This window comes from Siculibacillus lacustris (assembly GCF_004328075.1).
Classification (GTDB): domain Bacteria; phylum Pseudomonadota; class Alphaproteobacteria; order Rhizobiales; family Ancalomicrobiaceae; genus Siculibacillus; species Siculibacillus lacustris.
Window position 1 is genome coordinate 77,745 of sequence record NZ_SJFN01000019.1, and the last position, 17,592, is coordinate 95,336.

The 17,592-nt window shown below is 68.0% G+C and carries 9 protein-coding genes and 1 pseudogene; 7 read left to right on the forward strand and 3 right to left on the reverse strand.

Translation table 11 applies throughout. The annotated features are described in order from the left end of the window. Positions 1 to 16: 16 nt before the first annotated feature. Positions 17 to 3,811, reverse strand: a complete 3,795-nt coding sequence (locus EYW49_RS13630; protein ID WP_131310138.1) for a proton-conducting transporter transmembrane domain-containing protein — start codon at positions 3,809 to 3,811, stop codon at positions 17 to 19. Positions 3,812 to 4,100: 289 nt separating this feature from the next. Between EYW49_RS13630 and hypA the strand changes: the two genes are divergently transcribed. Beyond that, the gene (gene hypA / locus EYW49_RS13635) at positions 4,101 to 4,478 is read left to right on the forward strand and encodes a hydrogenase maturation nickel metallochaperone HypA (protein WP_131310139.1); all 378 of its coding nucleotides are present in this window, start codon (positions 4,101 to 4,103) and stop codon (positions 4,476 to 4,478) included. A gap of 11 nt (positions 4,479 to 4,489) precedes the next feature. Here the strand turns inward: hypA and hypB are convergent, their stop codons facing one another. Both hypB and EYW49_RS13645 read right to left on the reverse strand, forming a co-directional pair. Next, a complete protein-coding gene (hypB, locus tag EYW49_RS13640) occupies positions 4,490 to 5,248 on the reverse strand; it encodes a hydrogenase nickel incorporation protein HypB (RefSeq protein WP_131310140.1) in 759 nt (252 codons plus the stop codon). Between the two features lie 46 nt (positions 5,249 to 5,294). After that, a complete protein-coding gene (locus EYW49_RS13645; protein ID WP_165498251.1) occupies positions 5,295 to 5,957 on the reverse strand; it encodes a Crp/Fnr family transcriptional regulator in 663 nt (220 codons plus the stop codon). 668 nt (positions 5,958 to 6,625) lie between these two features. On the opposite strand from EYW49_RS13645, the gene EYW49_RS13650 reads away from it, so the two are divergent. The 6 genes and pseudogenes from EYW49_RS13650 to EYW49_RS13675 all read left to right on the forward strand — a co-directional run bounded on the left by EYW49_RS13650 (position 6,626) and on the right by EYW49_RS13675 (position 17,258). After that, the gene (locus EYW49_RS13650; RefSeq protein WP_131310142.1) at positions 6,626 to 11,290 is read left to right on the forward strand and encodes a 2-oxoacid:acceptor oxidoreductase family protein; all 4,665 of its coding nucleotides are present in this window, start codon (positions 6,626 to 6,628) and stop codon (positions 11,288 to 11,290) included. A gap of 468 nt (positions 11,291 to 11,758) precedes the next feature. Next, complete coding sequence (locus tag EYW49_RS13655; protein WP_131310143.1) at positions 11,759 to 12,736, forward strand: ABC transporter ATP-binding protein; 978 nt, start codon at positions 11,759 to 11,761, stop codon at positions 12,734 to 12,736. Positions 12,737 to 12,791: 55 nt separating this feature from the next. Continuing rightward, the gene (locus EYW49_RS13660; RefSeq protein WP_131310144.1) at positions 12,792 to 14,084 is read left to right on the forward strand and encodes an ABC transporter substrate-binding protein; all 1,293 of its coding nucleotides are present in this window, start codon (positions 12,792 to 12,794) and stop codon (positions 14,082 to 14,084) included. 752 nt (positions 14,085 to 14,836) lie between these two features. Then, positions 14,837 to 15,608: pseudogene (locus EYW49_RS13665) on the forward strand (ABC transporter permease). Between the two features lies 1 nt (position 15,609). Further along, complete coding sequence (locus EYW49_RS13670; protein ID WP_131310145.1) at positions 15,610 to 16,512, forward strand: ABC transporter permease; 903 nt, start codon at positions 15,610 to 15,612, stop codon at positions 16,510 to 16,512. Between the two features lie 8 nt (positions 16,513 to 16,520). Then, positions 16,521 to 17,258, forward strand: a complete 738-nt coding sequence (locus tag EYW49_RS13675; RefSeq protein ID WP_131310146.1) for an aspartate/glutamate racemase family protein — start codon at positions 16,521 to 16,523, stop codon at positions 17,256 to 17,258. The last annotated feature ends 334 nt before the right edge of the window (positions 17,259 to 17,592 follow it).

A 17,592-nucleotide genomic window follows, 5' to 3' on the forward strand; every position in this document is an offset into this window, starting at 1 on the left:
GATCGTTTCCTCTCCCTCAGGCGGTCTTGCCGTCGCCGGCCGGCTTGCGCGTCAGCAGGCCGCGGATCGCGGCATTCGGCGATTCGAACAGATTGACCGCACCGACCCGGCTCGCCTCCGGCAGGAGGTCGCCGACGCCGCACTGATGGACCGCGGTGTGGACGATGCCGGCGCGACGGCCGAGGCGCAGGTAGGGCAGCACCGCCGCACCGACCAGGATCACCAGCACCGACAGCAGGCCGGGATGCCAGCCGTCGAGGCCCGGCAACGGCCCGGTCAGGGTCGCGGCGATCGGCACCAGACCGAGTTCCGCTTCGATCGCGGCAATCGGCACCAGGAGCAGGCCCGGGACCACGCCGATCACCACGCTCGCCACCGTGAGGATGCCCATCGGGATCAACATGGCGAGCGGGGCTTCGTGGGCGGCCAGCGCCTTGGCGGTGGGGGTGCCCATGAAGGCGGCATGGGCGAACTTCAAGACCGCGGCGAGGGTGAACAGGCTGGAGATCATCGCCGCGGCGCCGAGCGCCCAGTGACCGGACTGGAAGGCCGCCTCGAAGATCATCCACTTCGAGGAGAATCCGGCCAGCGGCGGGACACCGGCGAGCGACAGGCCGGCGAGCAGGAACATGCCGAAGGTCCAGGGCATGCGCCGGCCGAGGCCGCCGAGTTCGTCGAGCATGTGGGCGTGGCTGGCGACCATCACCGCACCGGCGCAGAGGAACAGGGTGTCCTTGAGCAGCATGTGATTGACGAAGTGCATCAGGCCGCCGGCGACGCCGAGTGGGGTGCCGAGCGACACCGCCATCAGCACGTAGCCGAGCTGGCAGACGGTGGAATAGATCAAGAGCAGCTTGATGCCGTTCTGCACCACCGCCATCGCGCCGGCGTAGAGGATGGTGACGCCGGCGATCGCCGCGATCACGTCCATCAGCAGCGGCTGGCCGCCGATCGTGCCGCCGATCCGCGAGATGAGCGCCGCCCCACCGAACAGGGTGAAGAGCTTGAGCACCCCCCACGGGCCGCTCTTCAGGAGCACGGCGGAGATGTAGCCGGAGACCGGGGTCGGGGCCAGCGCCGGGTGCATCTGCCAGTCGATGCGGACGGGCAACATCGCCGCCTTCATGACGAGACCGAGGAACACCAGGACGATCGCCGGGGCGAAGGCCAGGGTCGGCAAGGTGGTCAGGGCATGTCCGATGCCGGCGAGGTCGAAGGTGCCGGCCGCGGCCACCACCATGGCGAGGCCGAGGAACATGAAGGAGGCGCCGACGGTGTTGAACAGGAAGTACTTGAAGCCTTCCCGCCGCGCGTCGTCGGTCTCTTCGTGGACGATCGCCGCCCACAGCGCCCAGCTCGACATCAGTTCCCAGAAGGCGAAGAAGGAGAACACGTCCTTCGCCGCGGTCATGCCGATCAGACCGGCGATCATGATGCCGAAGGCGGCGTAGAAGCGGCCCTGGGCGTGGGAATGGGCGAGATAGGCGGTGGCGTGCGTCATATTGAGGACGCCGACGCCGGCGATCAACAGGGCGAAGCACCCCGACAGCAGGTCGAAGCGACCCCATTCGAGGACGATCGCCGCGAAGGCGACGGCCAGCACCGCGACCGCCAGACGTCCGGCCCACACCACCGAGGAGCGGCCGACCAGCCACACCGCGATCGCGCCGACCATGGCGACGGTCGCGCCGAGCGGCCAGGTGACGACGAGGCTCGGCAGCACCACCGGCGCGAGACCGGCGCGGGCCGAGACGAGATCGCCGACGCGGGCCACCAGGTCGAGCTGGAAGCTCGGCACGAGGCCGCCGAAGACGATCGCCGCGGCGAGAATGCCGATTGCGGCGAGCATCGAGGCGGGCGCCTCGTGGACGTCGAGTTCGCCCTCGTAGGGCTTGAAGAACAGCGTGCCGACGACGCGCATGTAGTAGACGACGCCGATGACGCCGCCGATCAGCAGGACCGCGGCGATCTCCCAGCGACCGGCCGCCGCGGCGGCATAGATCATCAGGAACTTCGAGACGAAGCCGGAGAACGGCGGCAGGCCCATGATCGCCACGCTGGCGAGCGCGTAGCAGCCGGCGGTGAAGGGCATGACCCGGCCGAGACCGGCGAGATCGGCGATCTTCTTGTGGCCGGAGCGCAGGATGAAGGCACCCGCGGCATAGAAGAGCAGGGTCTTCATCACCGCATGGTTGGTGGTGTGGAGCAGCGCCGCATCGGTGGCGAGCGCCGTGCCGATGCCGAGGATGGCGGCGATCTCGCCGACCTGGGCGAGGGTCGAATAGGCGAGCATGCGCTTCAGTTCGCCTTCGAACAGGGCGCGGATCTCGCCGTAGAGCAGGGTCACGCAGCCGAGCACCACCAGCACGGTGTCGAGACCGATGCCGAGGGCGGAGAAGCGGGCGAGCGCCCCGACGCCGATCACCAGATAGAGCACCTTGACCATGCCGAAGATGCCGGCCTTGGTCAGCAGACCCGAGAGCGGGCCGGAGATCGACGACGGCGCCACCGGATGGGCGATCGGCAGCCAGGCGTGGCCCGGCACCAGACCGGTCTTGACCGCGAAGCCGACGAAGAAGCAGCCGGCGATGGCGAGGCCGACCAGCGGCGGGATGGTGTCGACTTGGGCGGCGAGTGCCGAGAATTCGAACGAGCCGATCTGGGCATGCACCAGCAGGATGCCGAGGTGCATGACATAGGCGCCGCCGGCGCACATCAGGAAGTAGATCAGGCCGGCACGCAGCGCCTTGGGGGTCTGTTCATGGACGATCAGGAAGTAGGACGTCCAGGTCATCAGTTCCCAGAAGACGTAGAAATTGCCGAACTCGTGGGTGGTGACCACGCCGATCAGCGAGCCGGTCATCAGGAAGGCGAAGAAATAGTAGCGGTTCGACCACTCGGTCCGCGCCATGTAGTCGATCGAATAGACGATCATGACGCAGGAGATGGCGGCGAACAGCAGCGCGAACAGGCGGGTGGTCGGATCGAGCGAGGGATCGAACACCACCATCGCGACGGTGACCACCGCCAGCAGCACCGCCACCGCGTCGCGGGCCTTGATCGACAGGAGCCCGACGCCCCACACGACGAAGCCGCCGACATAGGGCACCAGGACCAGCGCCGACCACGGGCTCTCGAACTCGGGAACGCGGGCGGGATCGAGGACGCCGACCAGATGTTCGGCGAGATGTTGGATCGGCAGCGGCCAGATGCTGATCAGCACGGTGATCGCCGCGAGCCCGCCGGCGATCGGCATGGCGAACTTCGGGCCCGGCGCCAGTTCGATGCGGCGGGTCGGGTGCTCCAGGCAGACGCGCTGGATGACCAGGATGTAGTAGACCGCGGCGACGATGGTTGCGATCGTGCCGACCACCGCCATGGCCCAATGGCCCTGCTCGATCGCGGCATAGAGGATCAGGAACTTCGAGAAGGAGCCCTTGAACGGCGACAGGCCCATCACCGAGAACATGCCGAAGCCGAACAGCGTCGCGGCGATCGGCATGCGCCGGCCGGAGCCGGCGAGATCGGCGAGATTGGACGACCCGGTCCGGCGGATCAGCCACCAGCCGGCGGCGATCACCAGACCGCGCATCACGCCCTGATAGATCAGGTGCATGACGGCGCCGGTGTCACCGGCCGCGCCACCGAGGCCGAAGCCCATGAGCACGTAGCCGAGCTCGGCGATCGTCGAGGCGACGATCACCCGCGGCAGACGCGGCAGGCACAGGAGGGCGGCGATTTCGCCGAACAACAGGAAGATGGCTCCGGTCCAGGCGAGCGCCATGGGCTCGGTCGTCGCGATCGAAAGCATGGAGGGGGTCCTTCAGCCGACACGCACGTCGATTTCGGGCCGGAACCTAGTCGACGAAAGTTGATGATGATGTCGGCTAGCCGACAGATACGCATTCTACCGGTGCACTTTTCGGCTACGGTGCGTAGTCTACCGGGGTGACGCGGCGGCCCGTGTAGCGAATTCACCGGATCCGACGAAGCAAGCGCGACGAATCGACTTGCGATCGATATTCAATTGCATGAAAACAGCCACCCGAACGATGCGCCGACGGTCCGTCGGGGCGGGTCCGGGGCACGGAGCGAGACGGATGCACGAAACCGCGGTGGTGGCCGGCCTGATGCGGATCCTGACCGAGCGGGCGGCGGCGGCCGAGATCGAACGGATCGTCTCGGTGCGGCTGAAGATCGGACGCCTGCGCGGGCTCGATTCGCGCCAGATCCGCGGCGCCTTCGAGCTCTTCGCCGAAGGCACGCCGGCGGAGGGCGCGCGTCTCGACATCGACGAGGTGGCGATCGAGGCGGTCTGTCTGACCTGCGGGACGGTCTACACGGTGCCGGGCTGGCGATTCGAGTGCCCGAGTTGCGGCGGCAACGACGCCGACACCCGCACGGGCCGCGAGTTGCACGTCGAGAGCTTCGAGGGCACCCGCCGCGCCGCAGCCGTGGACGAATCGCCGGAGGGGTGAGGCCCGTCCCCTCAGGGGTGGGGCGCATCCGCGTGGGCCGGCGCGCCGGAGGCGAGCGCCCGGCGGGCACGGGCCTCGCCGACCAGCCAGTCGATCCAGGCGTCGAGCCCGACGCCCTTCTTCGACGAGACCTCGAGGATCGGCCCGGAGCCGCGGACGCGGGCGATCGAGCGGCGGGCGCGGCCGACGTCGAATTCCTCGATGTGGGGCAGGAGGTCGGTCTTGGTCAGCAGAACCAGATCGGCGCCGCGGAAGATCACCGGATATTTGTCGGGCTTGTCGTCGCCCTCGGTCACCGAGAGCAACACCACGTCGCGGTGCTGGCCGACGTCGAAATCGGCCGGACAGACGAGATTGCCGACGTTCTCGACGAACAGGATGTCGATCTCGTCGAGCGCCAGACCGTGCAGCGCGTCGTGGACCATGGTCGCGTCGAGGTGGCAGGTGACGCCGGTGGTGATCTGCACCGCGGCGACGCCGTGGCGGCGGATGCGGTCGGCGTCGTTCTCGGTCTCGAGGTCGCCCTCGATCACCGCCACCCGCAGGCCCGGCGGCAGCGCCTCGATGGTCGCCTCGAGCAGGCTGGTCTTGCCGGAGCCGGGCGAGGACATCAGGTTGACGGCGAAGACGCCGTGTTCGTCGAGATGGGCGCGGACATGGGCGGCCAGCCGATCGTTCTCGCCGAGCAGGTTCTCGTAGAGGGCGACCGTGCCGGCGGCCTCGGCCGCGGCGGAGGAACGCGGCGTGCCGCAGCCGCAGGACGTGCACATCGGACGGAACTCCTCGTGATCTGGCGGCGTCGGGCGCCCGGTGGCGTCAGCGGACCGACACCAGTTCCTGTTTCAGCCGGCCGAGATCGGAGATCACCATCGATCCGGCGCCGAAGCGGTGAACGATGCCGCATCGCACGAGTTCCGCCAAGATGGTCGACACCGATTGGCGGGTGGCGCCGATCTGCATCGCGAAATCTTCGGCGTTGGGCATGGTGTCGATGACGATGCCGTGTTCGCCGCGGCGTCCGTCGCGATCGGCGGTGTCGCAGAGCGCGCGGATCAGGCGATGTTTGACGCCGTGGAAGGCCATGTCCTCGATGATTCGGATCGACTTCTGCAGCACCCGGTCGAGCAGCGGCACGGCGGCCAGCGCCAGTTCCGGGTCGAGCAGGGCCAGTTGCCGAAAGGCCGGCATGGCGAGGAGCACGATCTCGGCGTCCTTCTTGATCTCGAGCATCGAGCCGGTGTTCAGGCTGATGGCGTCGCCGGCCTCCAGCATGAACAGCGTCATCTCCTTGCCCTCGAAGGACACGAAACAGCGCACCCGGCCGCTGCGCACGAACAACAGGCCGGAACCGCCGTCGAGATCCTCGTCGGAGCCGTAGATCAGGTGGCCCGCGGGCAGACTGCGGGTGGTGAGGTGACGGGTCGCGCCCTGCTTCAGGAGCCGGTCGACGATCTGGCCGAGATGGGGTTCCGACTTCATCATCTGCCTCGGTGACGTTGCCTCGAGGGGACCGCGCGGCGAGAGCCGGGGGTCGCGATCCCGTTCGTTCCGGGAACCATCATAGGGCGATGGCGCCGTCGCGGAACAATAAATAACCGCGCGACAGGTTTGCGGACATGATGACGCTGGAAGCGATGGGCGATGCAAATTGCGACAGTCCAGACGAGGTCGTGAAGATCGGCGTCAAGAGGCTCGCTCCTCATGTGTTCTCGCGTCTCGACCCTGGTCGCTACGCTGGCCGCGAGACGGCCGCCATCGGCAACACTCGCGCTCATCGTCGCCGACACTCGGCCTCGTCGATCGGTGCCGACCGGCGATCTCGAACCGCCGCGGTGCCCACCGACCGTCCGGGCCGATCGGCGCACCGAGCTCGGCGCAGTCTGACATTCCGCGGTGCGAGCTTCCCATAACCACATCAGTGTTGGCACGCAACGTCCGTCAGTACACGTATCCTTCCTATTGGCATTCTTGTCGCATTGCCGCATCACCCGTCGAGATGGTAGATTGGTTTGCCAAGTAGACTGGGATCTCAGGGGCGCGAGACCTCATCTATACGGACACGACGACCGATCGGTTTCCCGGTTACCGCTTGCAGTGCAGCATGAATTCCTGAGCACTGACTGGCGAACGGCTCATAGGTGCGGCAGATGAACGCGAAATTTCCCGGAATTCCCAGCGTAATCAATGGCAATGGCGCCGTAGCGCAGGTCATGGGCCATGTCTGCGGCGGTGTCATCGGTTACCCGATCACGCCTTCGACGGAGATCTCCGAGATCTACGAGGGATTCCGCGCCGGCGGCGGTTGCAACGTGTGGGGACGTCACCCCTTCTTCTACGAGCCGGAGGGCGAACATTCCGCGCAGTCGGGCGCCCTCGGGGCAGCGCTGACCGGCGGCAAGTACGTCTCCAACGCTTCGTCGAGCCAGGGCATCCTCTACGGCCTCGAATCGCACTACGTGACCGTCGGCAAGAAGGTCGGCGGTTTCGTGCTGCAGGTGGCGGCGCGCGTCGTCTCCAAGCATTCGCTGAACGTCATGGCCGGCCATGACGACGTCTATGCGCTGCTGTCGTCGGGCTACACCATCCTGTTCGGGGCCAACCCGCAGGAAGCCGCCGACTTCGCAGCGATCTCCTACAAGGTCTCGGCGAATTCGCTGATCCCGGTCGCCAACGCGATGGACGGCTTCGCCACCAGCCACATGCTCAGCGAAGCGCTGATGCCCGAGCCGGAGCTGCTGCGCGAGTTCCTCGGCGATCCGTCGGGCCGCATGCCGGCGCCGACCGTCGCCCAGGAGTTGCTGTTCGGCGCCAAGGGCCGGGTGCACCAGCTGCGCCATTGGCTCGGCCGCAACAAGGCCGACTTCGTCGCCGCCGATCTCGGCGCGCTCTACGCCTATCTCGACGCCAACGCCGCGGCGGTCGAAGCCGACAACGACGGCGAGATGATCGCCGAGACCCTCGACCGGGTCCCCGATGCGCAGCGCGCGCCCTGGCGCCGCCAGTGGCTCAACGCCCACGAGAAGGGCACCCGCCAGCGCGTTCCGGCGCTGGTCGACGTCCACAACCCCGGTCTGACCGGCGGCGTCCAGAACCAGCCCGACTTCCAGGCCGGCGCGGTCGACCATCGCACCCATTTCGTCGCCGACGTCCCGCATTTCGTCGACGAGGCGTTCCGCGAATATGCCGATCTGACCGGCCGTGAATATGCGCCGGTGATGACCTACCACTGCGACGACGCCGAAACGGTGATGGTCGGGCTCGGCTCGGTCACCGACGACGTCGAGGCGGTGGTCGCGCATCTGCGCGCCCAGGGCCGCAAGGTCGGCGTGGTGGCGATCAAGCTGCTGCAGCCCTTCCCCGAGGCCCAGGTGGTCGCGGCGCTCGCCGGCAAGCGGGCGGTGACCATCCTCGAGCGTTCCGACGTCACGGCGCTGACCGGTCTCGTCACCCAGGCGCTGTTCCGCGCCCTCGAGAACGCCGACGGCGATCGCCACACCGGCATCCCGGCGATCACCAAGCTGCCCAAGATCACCACCGCGATCTTCGGCCTCGGCGCCCACGATCTGCAGCCGCGCCATCTGGTCGCCGCCTTCGACAACATGGACGCGGAGAAGAACGCGCCCTTCGTCTATCTCGGCTCGCAGTTCTTCTCCAAGAACCCGACCCCGCGGATGGCCGAGTTGCAGGCCCGCCTGAAGGCCGCCTATCCCGAGACCGAGTTCATGGCGCTCGAGACCGGCGAGAACCCGGCGCTGCTGCCGAAGGACGCCTTCCGCGTCCGCTTCCATTCGGTCGGCGGCTACGGCACCATCGCCACGGGCAAGCTGCTCACCGACATTCTGGCCGGCGTGCTCGGCCTCTATTCCAAGTCGGCGCCGAAATACGGCTCCGAGAAGAGCGGCGCGCCGACCAACTACTACATCACCCTCAGCCCGGAACCGGTGAAGCTCACCAACGCCGAGATCGAGGACGTCGAGATCGTGATCTCGCCGGACCACAAGGTGTTCAGCCACACCGATCCGCTGCGCGGTCTGGTCCCCGGCGGCACCTTCATGATGCAGTCGAACCTGTCGCCGCTCGAGCTGTGGCTCGATCTGCCGGCCAAGGCCCGCAAGACCATCCGTGACAAGAAGATCCGCTTCTACGTGATCGACGCCTTCAAGGTCGCCGAACATCATGCCCCGACCCCGGAACTGCAGACCCGGATGATGGGCATCGCCTTCATCGGCGCGCTGTGCGGCAACGTCGAGCGCATCATGTCGGGCGCCGACGAGGCGACGATCCTGACCAAGGTCCGTCAGCAGATCGGCAAGAAGTTCGGCGGCAAGGGCGACGCCGTCGTCGAAGGCAACATGGCGGTGATCCGCGAAGGCCTCGAGGCGACCGTCGCGATCCCCTACGACGATCCGGACTATCTCGAAGCCGAGACCGACCTGGTGCCGAAGCCGGCGCGCGGCGTGGCGATTTCGGCGGCGATGTGCAAGGTCGGCTCGAGTGCCAACCCGAGCGGCATGTTCGATCGCGAATACTACGAAGAAATGGTGGCGCGTCCGTTCAAGGACGGCACGATCGGCGAATCGCCGGTCCTGCCGGGCACCGGTCTGTTCATGCCGGCCGGCAGCGCCGCGATGAAGGACAAGGGCCTGTTCCGTCGTCAGGTGCCGATCTTCGATGCCGACAAGTGCACCGGCTGTCTCGAATGCACCCTGGTGTGCCCGGACGCCGCCCTGCCCTCGACGATCCACGACATCGACGACCTGATCGCCACGGCGCTGCGCCAGATCGATCTGCCGGAAGCCCGTCGCGCCGAGATCGGCGCCCGGGTCCCGGCGCTGGCCGACGCCACCCGCGCCGCCCTCAAGAACCCGAAGGCCAAGCGCTTCCACGAAGTCTTCGCGACCGTCGCGGCCGAACAGGCCGGTGACGACGCGGCGCTGGCCCTCGACCTCGCCAAGGCGGCCGAGACTCTCGCCGCCTTCCCGGTGTCCAAGACCCGCCTCTACTTCGACCAGATGGAGAAGCAGAAGCCCGGCACCGGCGGCCTCTACTCGGTCGGCGTCGATCCGTGGAAGTGCTCGGGGTGCCTGGAATGCACCACCGTGTGCGGCGCCGGCGCGCTCGTGCAGCAGGAACAGGACGCGGCGCTGCTCGACGAGCTGCAGGCGCGCTTCGAATTCCTCGGCCAGACCGCCAACACCCCGTCGCGCTTCACCGACAACCTGACGAGCGCCAACGCCCGCCGGTTGATCCTCGACCGCGACAACTACTACGCCACCACCGGCGGCCACGGCGCCTGCCGCGGCTGCGGCGAAGTCACCGCGATCCGCCTGCTGATCGCCGCCAGCCATTCGATCCACGGCAAGCAGCGCAAGCAGCAGATCGTCGAGATCGGCGGGCTGATCGACGCGCTGGGCGCCAAGCTCGAGACCGTCGGCGACGACAAGGTCCGGGCGGGACGCATCGAGGCGACGATCGAGACGCTCGAGAAGCGCCTCTATCATCTGGAGAGCGGCCCGACCGGCAACGGCCCGGCCTCGACGGTGGTCGCCAACGCCACCGGCTGCTCGAGCGTCTATTCCTCGACCTTCCCCTTCAACCCCTACGTCGATCCGTGGGTCAACAGCCTGTTCCAGGATGCGCCGGCCTTGGCCAAGGGCATCTTCGAGGGGCTCAGCGCCAACGCGTCGGAAGACTTCCGAGCGCTGCGGGTCGCCCGCCTCGAGCTCGAGGACGCCTACGATCCCAAGGTGCACGACCGCTTCTTCCGCACCTTCGGCTGGGACCAGTTCACCCCTCAGGAACTGGCGCTGCTGCCGACGGTGATCAGCATGGGCGGTGACGGCGCCACCTACGACATCGGCTTCGGCGCGCTGTCGCGGCTGCTGTCGACCCATACCCCGGTCAAGGTGGTGGTGCTCAACACCGGCGCCTATTCCAACACCGGCGGTCAGGCCTCGACGTCGAGCCTCACCGGTCAGGACTCAGACCTGGCGCGGGTCGGTGCGGCGCACGCCGGCAAGCAGGACGACCGCAAGGAACTCGGATTGATCGCCGCGTTCCATCCCAAGGTGATGGTCGTGCAGACCTCGACGGCGCTGCAGGGCCACTTCCTGAAGAACGTCCTGGCGGTGCTGGCGCACAATTCGTCGCCGGCGGTGCTCGACATCTACACCCCCTGCCAGGGCGAGCACGGGATCGGCGACGCCGTCTCCAGCGAGCATTCGCGGCTGGCGGTGGAGAGCCGGACCTCGCCGGTGTTCGTCCACGATCCCGATCGCGGCACGACCATGCACGAGTGGTTCTCGCTCGACGGCAACCCCGACGTCGACCAGGACTGGACCACCACCACCCTGGAATACGTCGACGACGACGGCGTGGAACAAACCCTCGACGTGCCGGTGACCCCGGCCGACTTCGCCCACCACGAGGGTCGCTTCAAGAAGCAGTTCCACAACAAGCCGCTCGCCGCGGACGTGGTCGGGGTGCCGGTCCACGAGTACATCGACCTGCCGCTCGCCGATCGCGCCGGCAAGACGCCATTCATCTGGGCGGTCGAGAACCGCAAGCTGGTCCGCTACGACGTGGCGCCGACCATCGTGCATCTCGTCGAGGAGCGTCGCCGCTCCTGGCGGACCCTCCAGGTGCTCGCCGGCTTCGACGTCGAGCGCATCGACGAGTCCCACCGGATCGAGCTCGAGGCGCTGCAGAGCCGCTATCTGCAGGCGCTCGAGAGCAACGTCCCGGCGCCGATGGCCGCGACCATCAGCCAGGCCGCCGGCATTCCCGCGGCGGCGACCGCCGCGCCGCTCTGATCGACCGCCCCTCGCCGGATCCTCGGATCCGGCGCCGGGTTCGCCGATCGACGCGACCGCACCGACTTCCACGACGCCGTCCGGCAACGGGCGGCGTCGTCGCGTCTGGGGGTCTCGCCCGCGGTCGTCCCCCGCCACGCCGACGGCCTGCGCCGCCGCGACGGCGCCTGGAGCGACCGCGGCGGATCAGGGCGGCGCCAAAAATTGTATACGAAATGATCGATTGCTGCGCGACTTCTGCTCGGTTTCCGGGCAGACGCCGCAGACGGCGATTGCCTGGAATTACGGCAGCCCTCGATCCGGCTCGGAATTCCGCCACGCCGCGACGCCGCCCGACCGCCGCGCGGCTTGGCACGCGCCTTGCGAAATAGGTGGAGTTCCTGATCGACGGATGGGGCAGGCGGCATCGCCCTCCCTACCTCGCCCCGCGGCGGATCGGGCCCGAAGACCGCGACGGCAGGAGACCGTATGGCCGACCCCGCAGCCCTCGAACTGGTGGCCGTCACCAAGCGTTACGGCACGACCACCGCGGTCGACGCCATCGATCTGAAGATCGCCGCCGGCACCTACTGTTGCCTGCTCGGCCCCTCGGGCTGCGGCAAGACCTCGACGCTCCGGATGATCGCCGGGCACGAGAGCGTGTCCGACGGCGACATCGTGCTCGGTCCGACCAACGTCACCGACCTGCCGCCGGCACGGCGCGGCACCGCGATGATGTTCCAGTCCTATGCGCTGTTCCCGCATCTGACGGTGATCGACAACGTCGCCTTCGCGCTGCGCATGCGCGGCGTCGACAAGGCGGTGCGGCGGGCCCGAGCGGCGGAGCTCCTGCGCCTCGTGCACATGGACCCTTACGCCGAGCGGCTGCCGGCGCAACTCTCGGGCGGCCAGCAGCAGCGGGTGGCGCTGGCCCGCGCGCTGATCACCGAGCCGCAGATCCTGCTCCTCGACGAGCCCCTCTCGGCGCTCGATCCGTTCCTGCGGGTGCGCATGCGGGCCGAGCTGAAGCGGCTGCAGCGCGAACTCGGCATCACCTTCATCCACGTCACCCACGGCCAGGAAGAAGCGATGGCGCTCGCCGATCTGGTGGTGGTGATGAACGGCGGCCGCATCGAGCAGCAGGGCAGCCCGCGCGCGGTGTTCAACGCCCCGGCCAGCGAATTCGTCGCCCGCTTCATGGGCGGCCACAACATCGTCGCCACCGCGACCGGCCCGATCGCGGTGCGCGCCGACCACACCCGGCTCACGCGCGGCGACGGTCCGCGGCCGGCCTTCGTCACCACCTGCGAATACCAGGGCGCCCATGTCCACGTCACGGTGAAGACCGCCGACGGCGTGGAGTGGCTGGCCCTCGTGCCGGAGCGCAGCTTCGACGCCGATCCCCTCGAACCGGGCGCCGTGGTGTCGGTGGCCTGGGCCGAGGCCGACGCCCATCCCCTCATCTGATCCCCATCCGGCCGTCCCGCGTCGCGGGCGGTTTTTCCCAAGGAGACTGGAAGCCATGTCCGACGCGACCGACAAGTCCACGGGTCTCAGCCGCCGTTCGTTGATCAAAGGGGCCGCCGGCCTCGCCGGCATCGCCTCCGGCGCCGGGGCCATCACCGGCTTCCCGGCTGTCCACTCGGCCGAGCCGAAGGTGCTGCGTTATCTCGGCACCGCGGTGAACGAGGGCGACGAGCTCTCCAAGCGCTGCTTCGCCGACACCGGCATCAAGATCGAATACATCACCGCCACCACCGACGACGTCACCAAGCGCGTCATCACCCAGCCGAACTCCTTCGACGTGCTCGACACCGAGTACTTCAGCCTGAAGAAGTTGGTGCCGTCGGGCAACATCCTGGCGCTCGACGCCAAGAAGATCAAGGAATTCGACAACATCACGCCCGTCTTCACAAAGGGCCAGCTGCCCAACGGAAAGAAAATCGGCGACCAGGGCACCGCGCCGTGGAAGGTCCTCTATCTCGAGGGCAAGGACTCCAAGGTCTTCTCGAAGACCCCCACCGAATTCGTCACCCTGATCCCGACCGTCTACAACGCCGACACCCTCGGCATCCGCCCCGACCTGATCAAGCGGCCGATCGGCTCCTGGGCCGAGCTGCTCAATCCGGAGTTCAAGGGCAAGGCGTCGATCCTCAACATCCCGTCGATCGGCATCATGGATGCGGCGATGGTGGTCGAGGCGACCGGTCAGTACAAGTATCCCGACAAGGGCAACATGACCCGCGCCGAGATCGACCTGACCATGAAGATCCTCACCGAAGCCAAGAAGGCCGGCCAGTTCCGCGCCTTCTGGAAGGACTTCAACGAGAGCGTCAACCTGATGGCCTCGGGCGAGACGGTGATCCAGTCGATGTGGTCGCCGGCGGTGACCAAGGTCCGCTCGATGGGCATTCCCTGCGTGTTCCAGCCGCTGAAGGAGGGCTATCGCTCCTGGGCTTCGGGCTTCTGCGTGTCGAAGGGCGTGTCCGGCGCCAAGCTCGACTGGGCCTACGAGTTCGTCAACTGGTTCCTGTCGGGCTGGGCCGGCGCCTATCTCAACCGCCAGGGCTACTATTCGGCGGTGCTGTCGACCGCCAAGTCGCAGATGGAGGCCTACGAGTGGGCCTACTGGATGGAAGGCAAGCCTGCCGAGAAGGACATCAAGGGTCCGGACGGCACGCTGCTCGAGAAGGCCGGTGCGGTGCGCGACGGCGGCTCCTACGACGACCGGATGGGCAACGTCGCCTGCTGGAACGCGGTGATGGACGAGAACGACTACATGGTCCGCAAGTGGAACGAGTTCATCGCGTCCTGATGCGGTGAAGGGGGGCGTCGGCGCAGGTGTCTCGCCTGCGGCGACGGCTCCTTCCGGGCCGATGCGGCGAACCTCACCGTGTCGACCGGTGGCGGCGTTGACCAATGGCGGCGCCGAGCCCCCCCCCCCCTCCCTGTCCCTCCCCCTCCAGGGGGGAGGGGACGATGGGGAGAGGGTGATCGGACCTCGGAGGGACGCCGCGCGGCGACGGCCGGGCGGTGAAGATCGGAAGGCCGTCGCCACGACCGTTCGGCACGCCGTACGGCAAAGTTGCGAAGGCGATCACCACAGGGTCCTCTCCCCCCTCGAGGGGGAGAGACAGAGAGGGGGGGCCGGACCGGGCCTCACCTCTCGGGCACGACCGGTGGAAACGCCGCATACCCCTCTCCCTGTCCCTCCCCCACAAGGGGGGAGGGGACGATGGGGAGAGGGTGGTCGGACCGCGAAGAACCGCCGCGCGGCGACGACCGGACGGTGATGATCCGCCGGTCTGCGTCGCGACCGTGATGCGTGCAGTGCTGTTGCGACGGCCATCACCACGACCGTGCCGCGCGCACTGCAGTGGTGGCGCGAAGGTCATCGCCACAGGGTCCCCTCCCCCCTTGTGGGGGAGGGACAGGGAGAGGGGTAACGCCCTCTCCGCCCGCACGAAGCCGAACCACCGGTTCGCGTCGCCTCTCGAACACCGATCGCCCATGACGCCCGAAGACTCGCCGACCCGAAACTCCGCCGCCCCACAGCGAGGACCGCCCATGACCCCATCGACGATCACCCGACACATGGTCGCCTGGGCGCAGGCGGCGCCGCTGGCGCTGGTGTTCCTGGCGTTCTTCCTGATCCCGCTGGCGCTGGTGGTGATCGTCTCGTTCTGGGACTACAACGTTCTGTTTCATCGTGTGGGCGGCGACGCTGATCATCGGCTTCACCATCGCCTATTTCCTGGCCTTCCACGTCCGCTCCAAGACCTGGCAGATCGTCCTGTCGCTGGTCTGCACCATTCCGTTCTGGACCTCCAACGTCATCCGGATGATCGCCTGGATCCCGCTGCTCGGCCGCAACGGTCTGGTCAACAAGGGGCTGGTCGGGGCCGGCGTCGTCGACAAGCCGATCGAGTGGCTGCTCTATTCCGATTTCTCGGTGATCCTGGCGCTGGTCCACCTGTTCACCTTCTTCATGGTCATCCCGATCTTCAATTCGATGGTGCGCATCGACAAGTCGCTGATCGAAGCGGCCTACGACGCCGGCGCCACCGGCTGGCAGACGCTGTGGAACGTCGTCGTGCCCTTGTCGAAGCCGGGCATCGTGATCGGCTCGATCTTCGTGGTGACCATCGTGATGGGCGACTTCGTCACCATCGGCGTGATGGGCGGCCAGCAGATCGCCTCGGCCGGCAAGGTGATCGAGACCCATCTCAACGCTCTGCAGTTCCCGGTCGCCGCGGCCCATGCGGTGATCCTGCTCGGCGTCACATTGATGATCATCGCGACGCTGTCCAAGCTCGTCGACGTGCGCAAGGAGCTGTGAGATGTCCGAGGGTCGCCCGCGCGTCTATTACCTGCTCGCCACGGTCTTCGCGGCTTACGTCCTGTTCCTCTACGGGCCGATGATCGCGATCTTCATCCTGTCGTTCCAGGGACCGGACGGCGGCCTGACCTTCCCGATGACCGGCGTGTCGCTCCACTGGTTTTCCAAACTGTGGTCGGGCGGCGGCATCATCGACATCGGCGCGGCGTTCTTCCGCTCGGCGCGGCTCGGTTTCGTGGTGATGCTGCTGACCGTGGCGATCTCGGTCTCCGCCGGCCTCGCCTTCCGCCGGCGGTTTCCCGGATCGGCGGTGCTGTTCTATGTGGCGATCGCCAGCCTGATCGTGCCGTCGATCATCACCTCGCTGGGGATCGGGCTCGAGTTCCGGCTGATCGACGACTTCGTCAAGAGCTTCGCCACGGCCCACGGCTGGACCGAGTTCGCCGGGCGCTACACCACGGCGATGGGCCTGTTCACCTCCGGCCTCGGGGCACATCTGACCTGGACCCTGCCCTTCGGCCTGTTGATCATGTTCGCGGTGTTCAACCGCTTCGACCCGCGTTACGAGGAGGCGGCGCGCGATCTCGGGGCGACGCCGTGGCAGGCCTTCCGCTTCGTGGTGCTGCCGATCATCCTGCCGTCGGTGGTCGGTATCGGGCTGTTCGGCTTCACCCTGTCGTGGGACGAGATCGCCCGCTCGAGCCAGGCGATCGGCTCGGTCAACACGCTGCCCCTCGATCTCCAGGGGCTCACCACCACCGTCACCACGCCCGACATCTATGCGCTCGGCACCGTCACCTCGGTCGTCTCGTTCCTGGTGATCGGTCTGGCGCTGTCGGCGATCCGCGCCATCTCGGCGCGCCGGACCCGCCACGGCTCCGATGCCGGCGCCGGACTGGTATGAGGCCCGCGATGCTCGTCCATGTCTGCAATCCCAACACCACCCAGGCGATGACCGCCAAGATCCGGGTCGCCGCGGAGCGCGCGGCGGCCCCCGGCACGACCATCCTCGCCGACGAATCGGCCTTCGGCCCGGTGTCGATCGAAGGGCCCTACGACGCCGCCTTCGCGGTGCCGGGGCTGATCGAGCGGATCCGCGCGGCGGCCGCCGCCGGCGCCGCGGGGCACGTGGTCGCCTGTTTCGACGACACCGGGCTCGACGCGGCCCGCGCTCTGGCCGACCGGCCGGTGATCGGCATCGGCGAAGCGGCCTTCCACATGGCGAGCCTGATCGCCGAGACCTTCACGGTGGTCACCACCCTGTCGCGCTCGATCCCGACGATCTCGGCCAATCTCGCCCGCTACGGGCTCTCGGCGCGCTGCGTGCGGGTACGGGCTTCGGAAGTGGCGGTGTTGGAACTCGAAGACCCTCATTCGCCGGCGGTCGAGCGGATCTCGGCGGAAATCGCCCGGGCACTCGCCGAGGACCGGCCGGAGGCGATCGTGCTCGGCTGCGCCGGCATGACCGATCTCGCGGCACTGCTCTCGGCGCGGCACGGCCTGCCGGTGATCGACGGGGTCGGGGCGGCGGTTACGCTGATCGAGGGTCTGGCGCGGCTCGGGCTGACGACCTCGAAGATCGGCGGTTGGGCGCGGCCGTTGCCGAAGCGCTACGACGGCGCCTTCGCGGGCTTCGCGCCGGTGGCGTGAGGTCGGCGGGGTGCGCGGTCGAATCGGCGGAGCCTTCCCCGAGTCCCTATGACTCAGGGGCCGCGAAGCCCCGGCCGCGACCCTCTGCGTCCTTCAACGCATCGAATTTTCCCGCCCCCCACCGACCGCCGTCGCTCCCGGCGAGCGCAGCGAGGGACGGGAGCCCATCGCCCCCGCGACCGAGGACGGGCCGAAAGTCATGGATCCCCTTCCCCTGCGCGCCTGCGGCGCTCCGGCCGGGGATGACGGGCGGGCGTTCGGGGATGCCGCCGGACGGCGGCTGCCGAAGCGCTACGACGGCCTCTTCGCGGGGTTCGTGCCGGCGGGGTGAGGC

Excerpts from the sequence above, each read along its gene's own strand:
- EYW49_RS13670 (WP_131310145.1), top strand. The coding sequence starts at position 15,610 with ATGTCCGAGGGTCGCCCGCGCGTCTATTACCTGCTCGCCACGGTCTTC.
- EYW49_RS13630 (WP_131310138.1), bottom strand. The coding sequence starts at position 3,811 with ATGCTTTCGATCGCGACGACCGAGCCCATGGCGCTCGCCTGGACCGGA.
- EYW49_RS13655 (WP_131310143.1), top strand. The coding sequence starts at position 11,759 with ATGGCCGACCCCGCAGCCCTCGAACTGGTGGCCGTCACCAAGCGTTAC.
- EYW49_RS13675 (WP_131310146.1), top strand. The coding sequence starts at position 16,521 with ATGCTCGTCCATGTCTGCAATCCCAACACCACCCAGGCGATGACCGCC.
- hypB (WP_131310140.1), bottom strand. The coding sequence starts at position 5,248 with ATGTGCACGTCCTGCGGCTGCGGCACGCCGCGTTCCTCCGCCGCGGCC.
- EYW49_RS13650 (WP_131310142.1), top strand. The coding sequence starts at position 6,626 with ATGAACGCGAAATTTCCCGGAATTCCCAGCGTAATCAATGGCAATGGC.
- hypA (WP_131310139.1), top strand. The coding sequence starts at position 4,101 with ATGCACGAAACCGCGGTGGTGGCCGGCCTGATGCGGATCCTGACCGAG.
- EYW49_RS13645 (WP_165498251.1), bottom strand. The coding sequence starts at position 5,957 with ATGAAGTCGGAACCCCATCTCGGCCAGATCGTCGACCGGCTCCTGAAG.
- EYW49_RS13660 (WP_131310144.1), top strand. The coding sequence starts at position 12,792 with ATGTCCGACGCGACCGACAAGTCCACGGGTCTCAGCCGCCGTTCGTTG.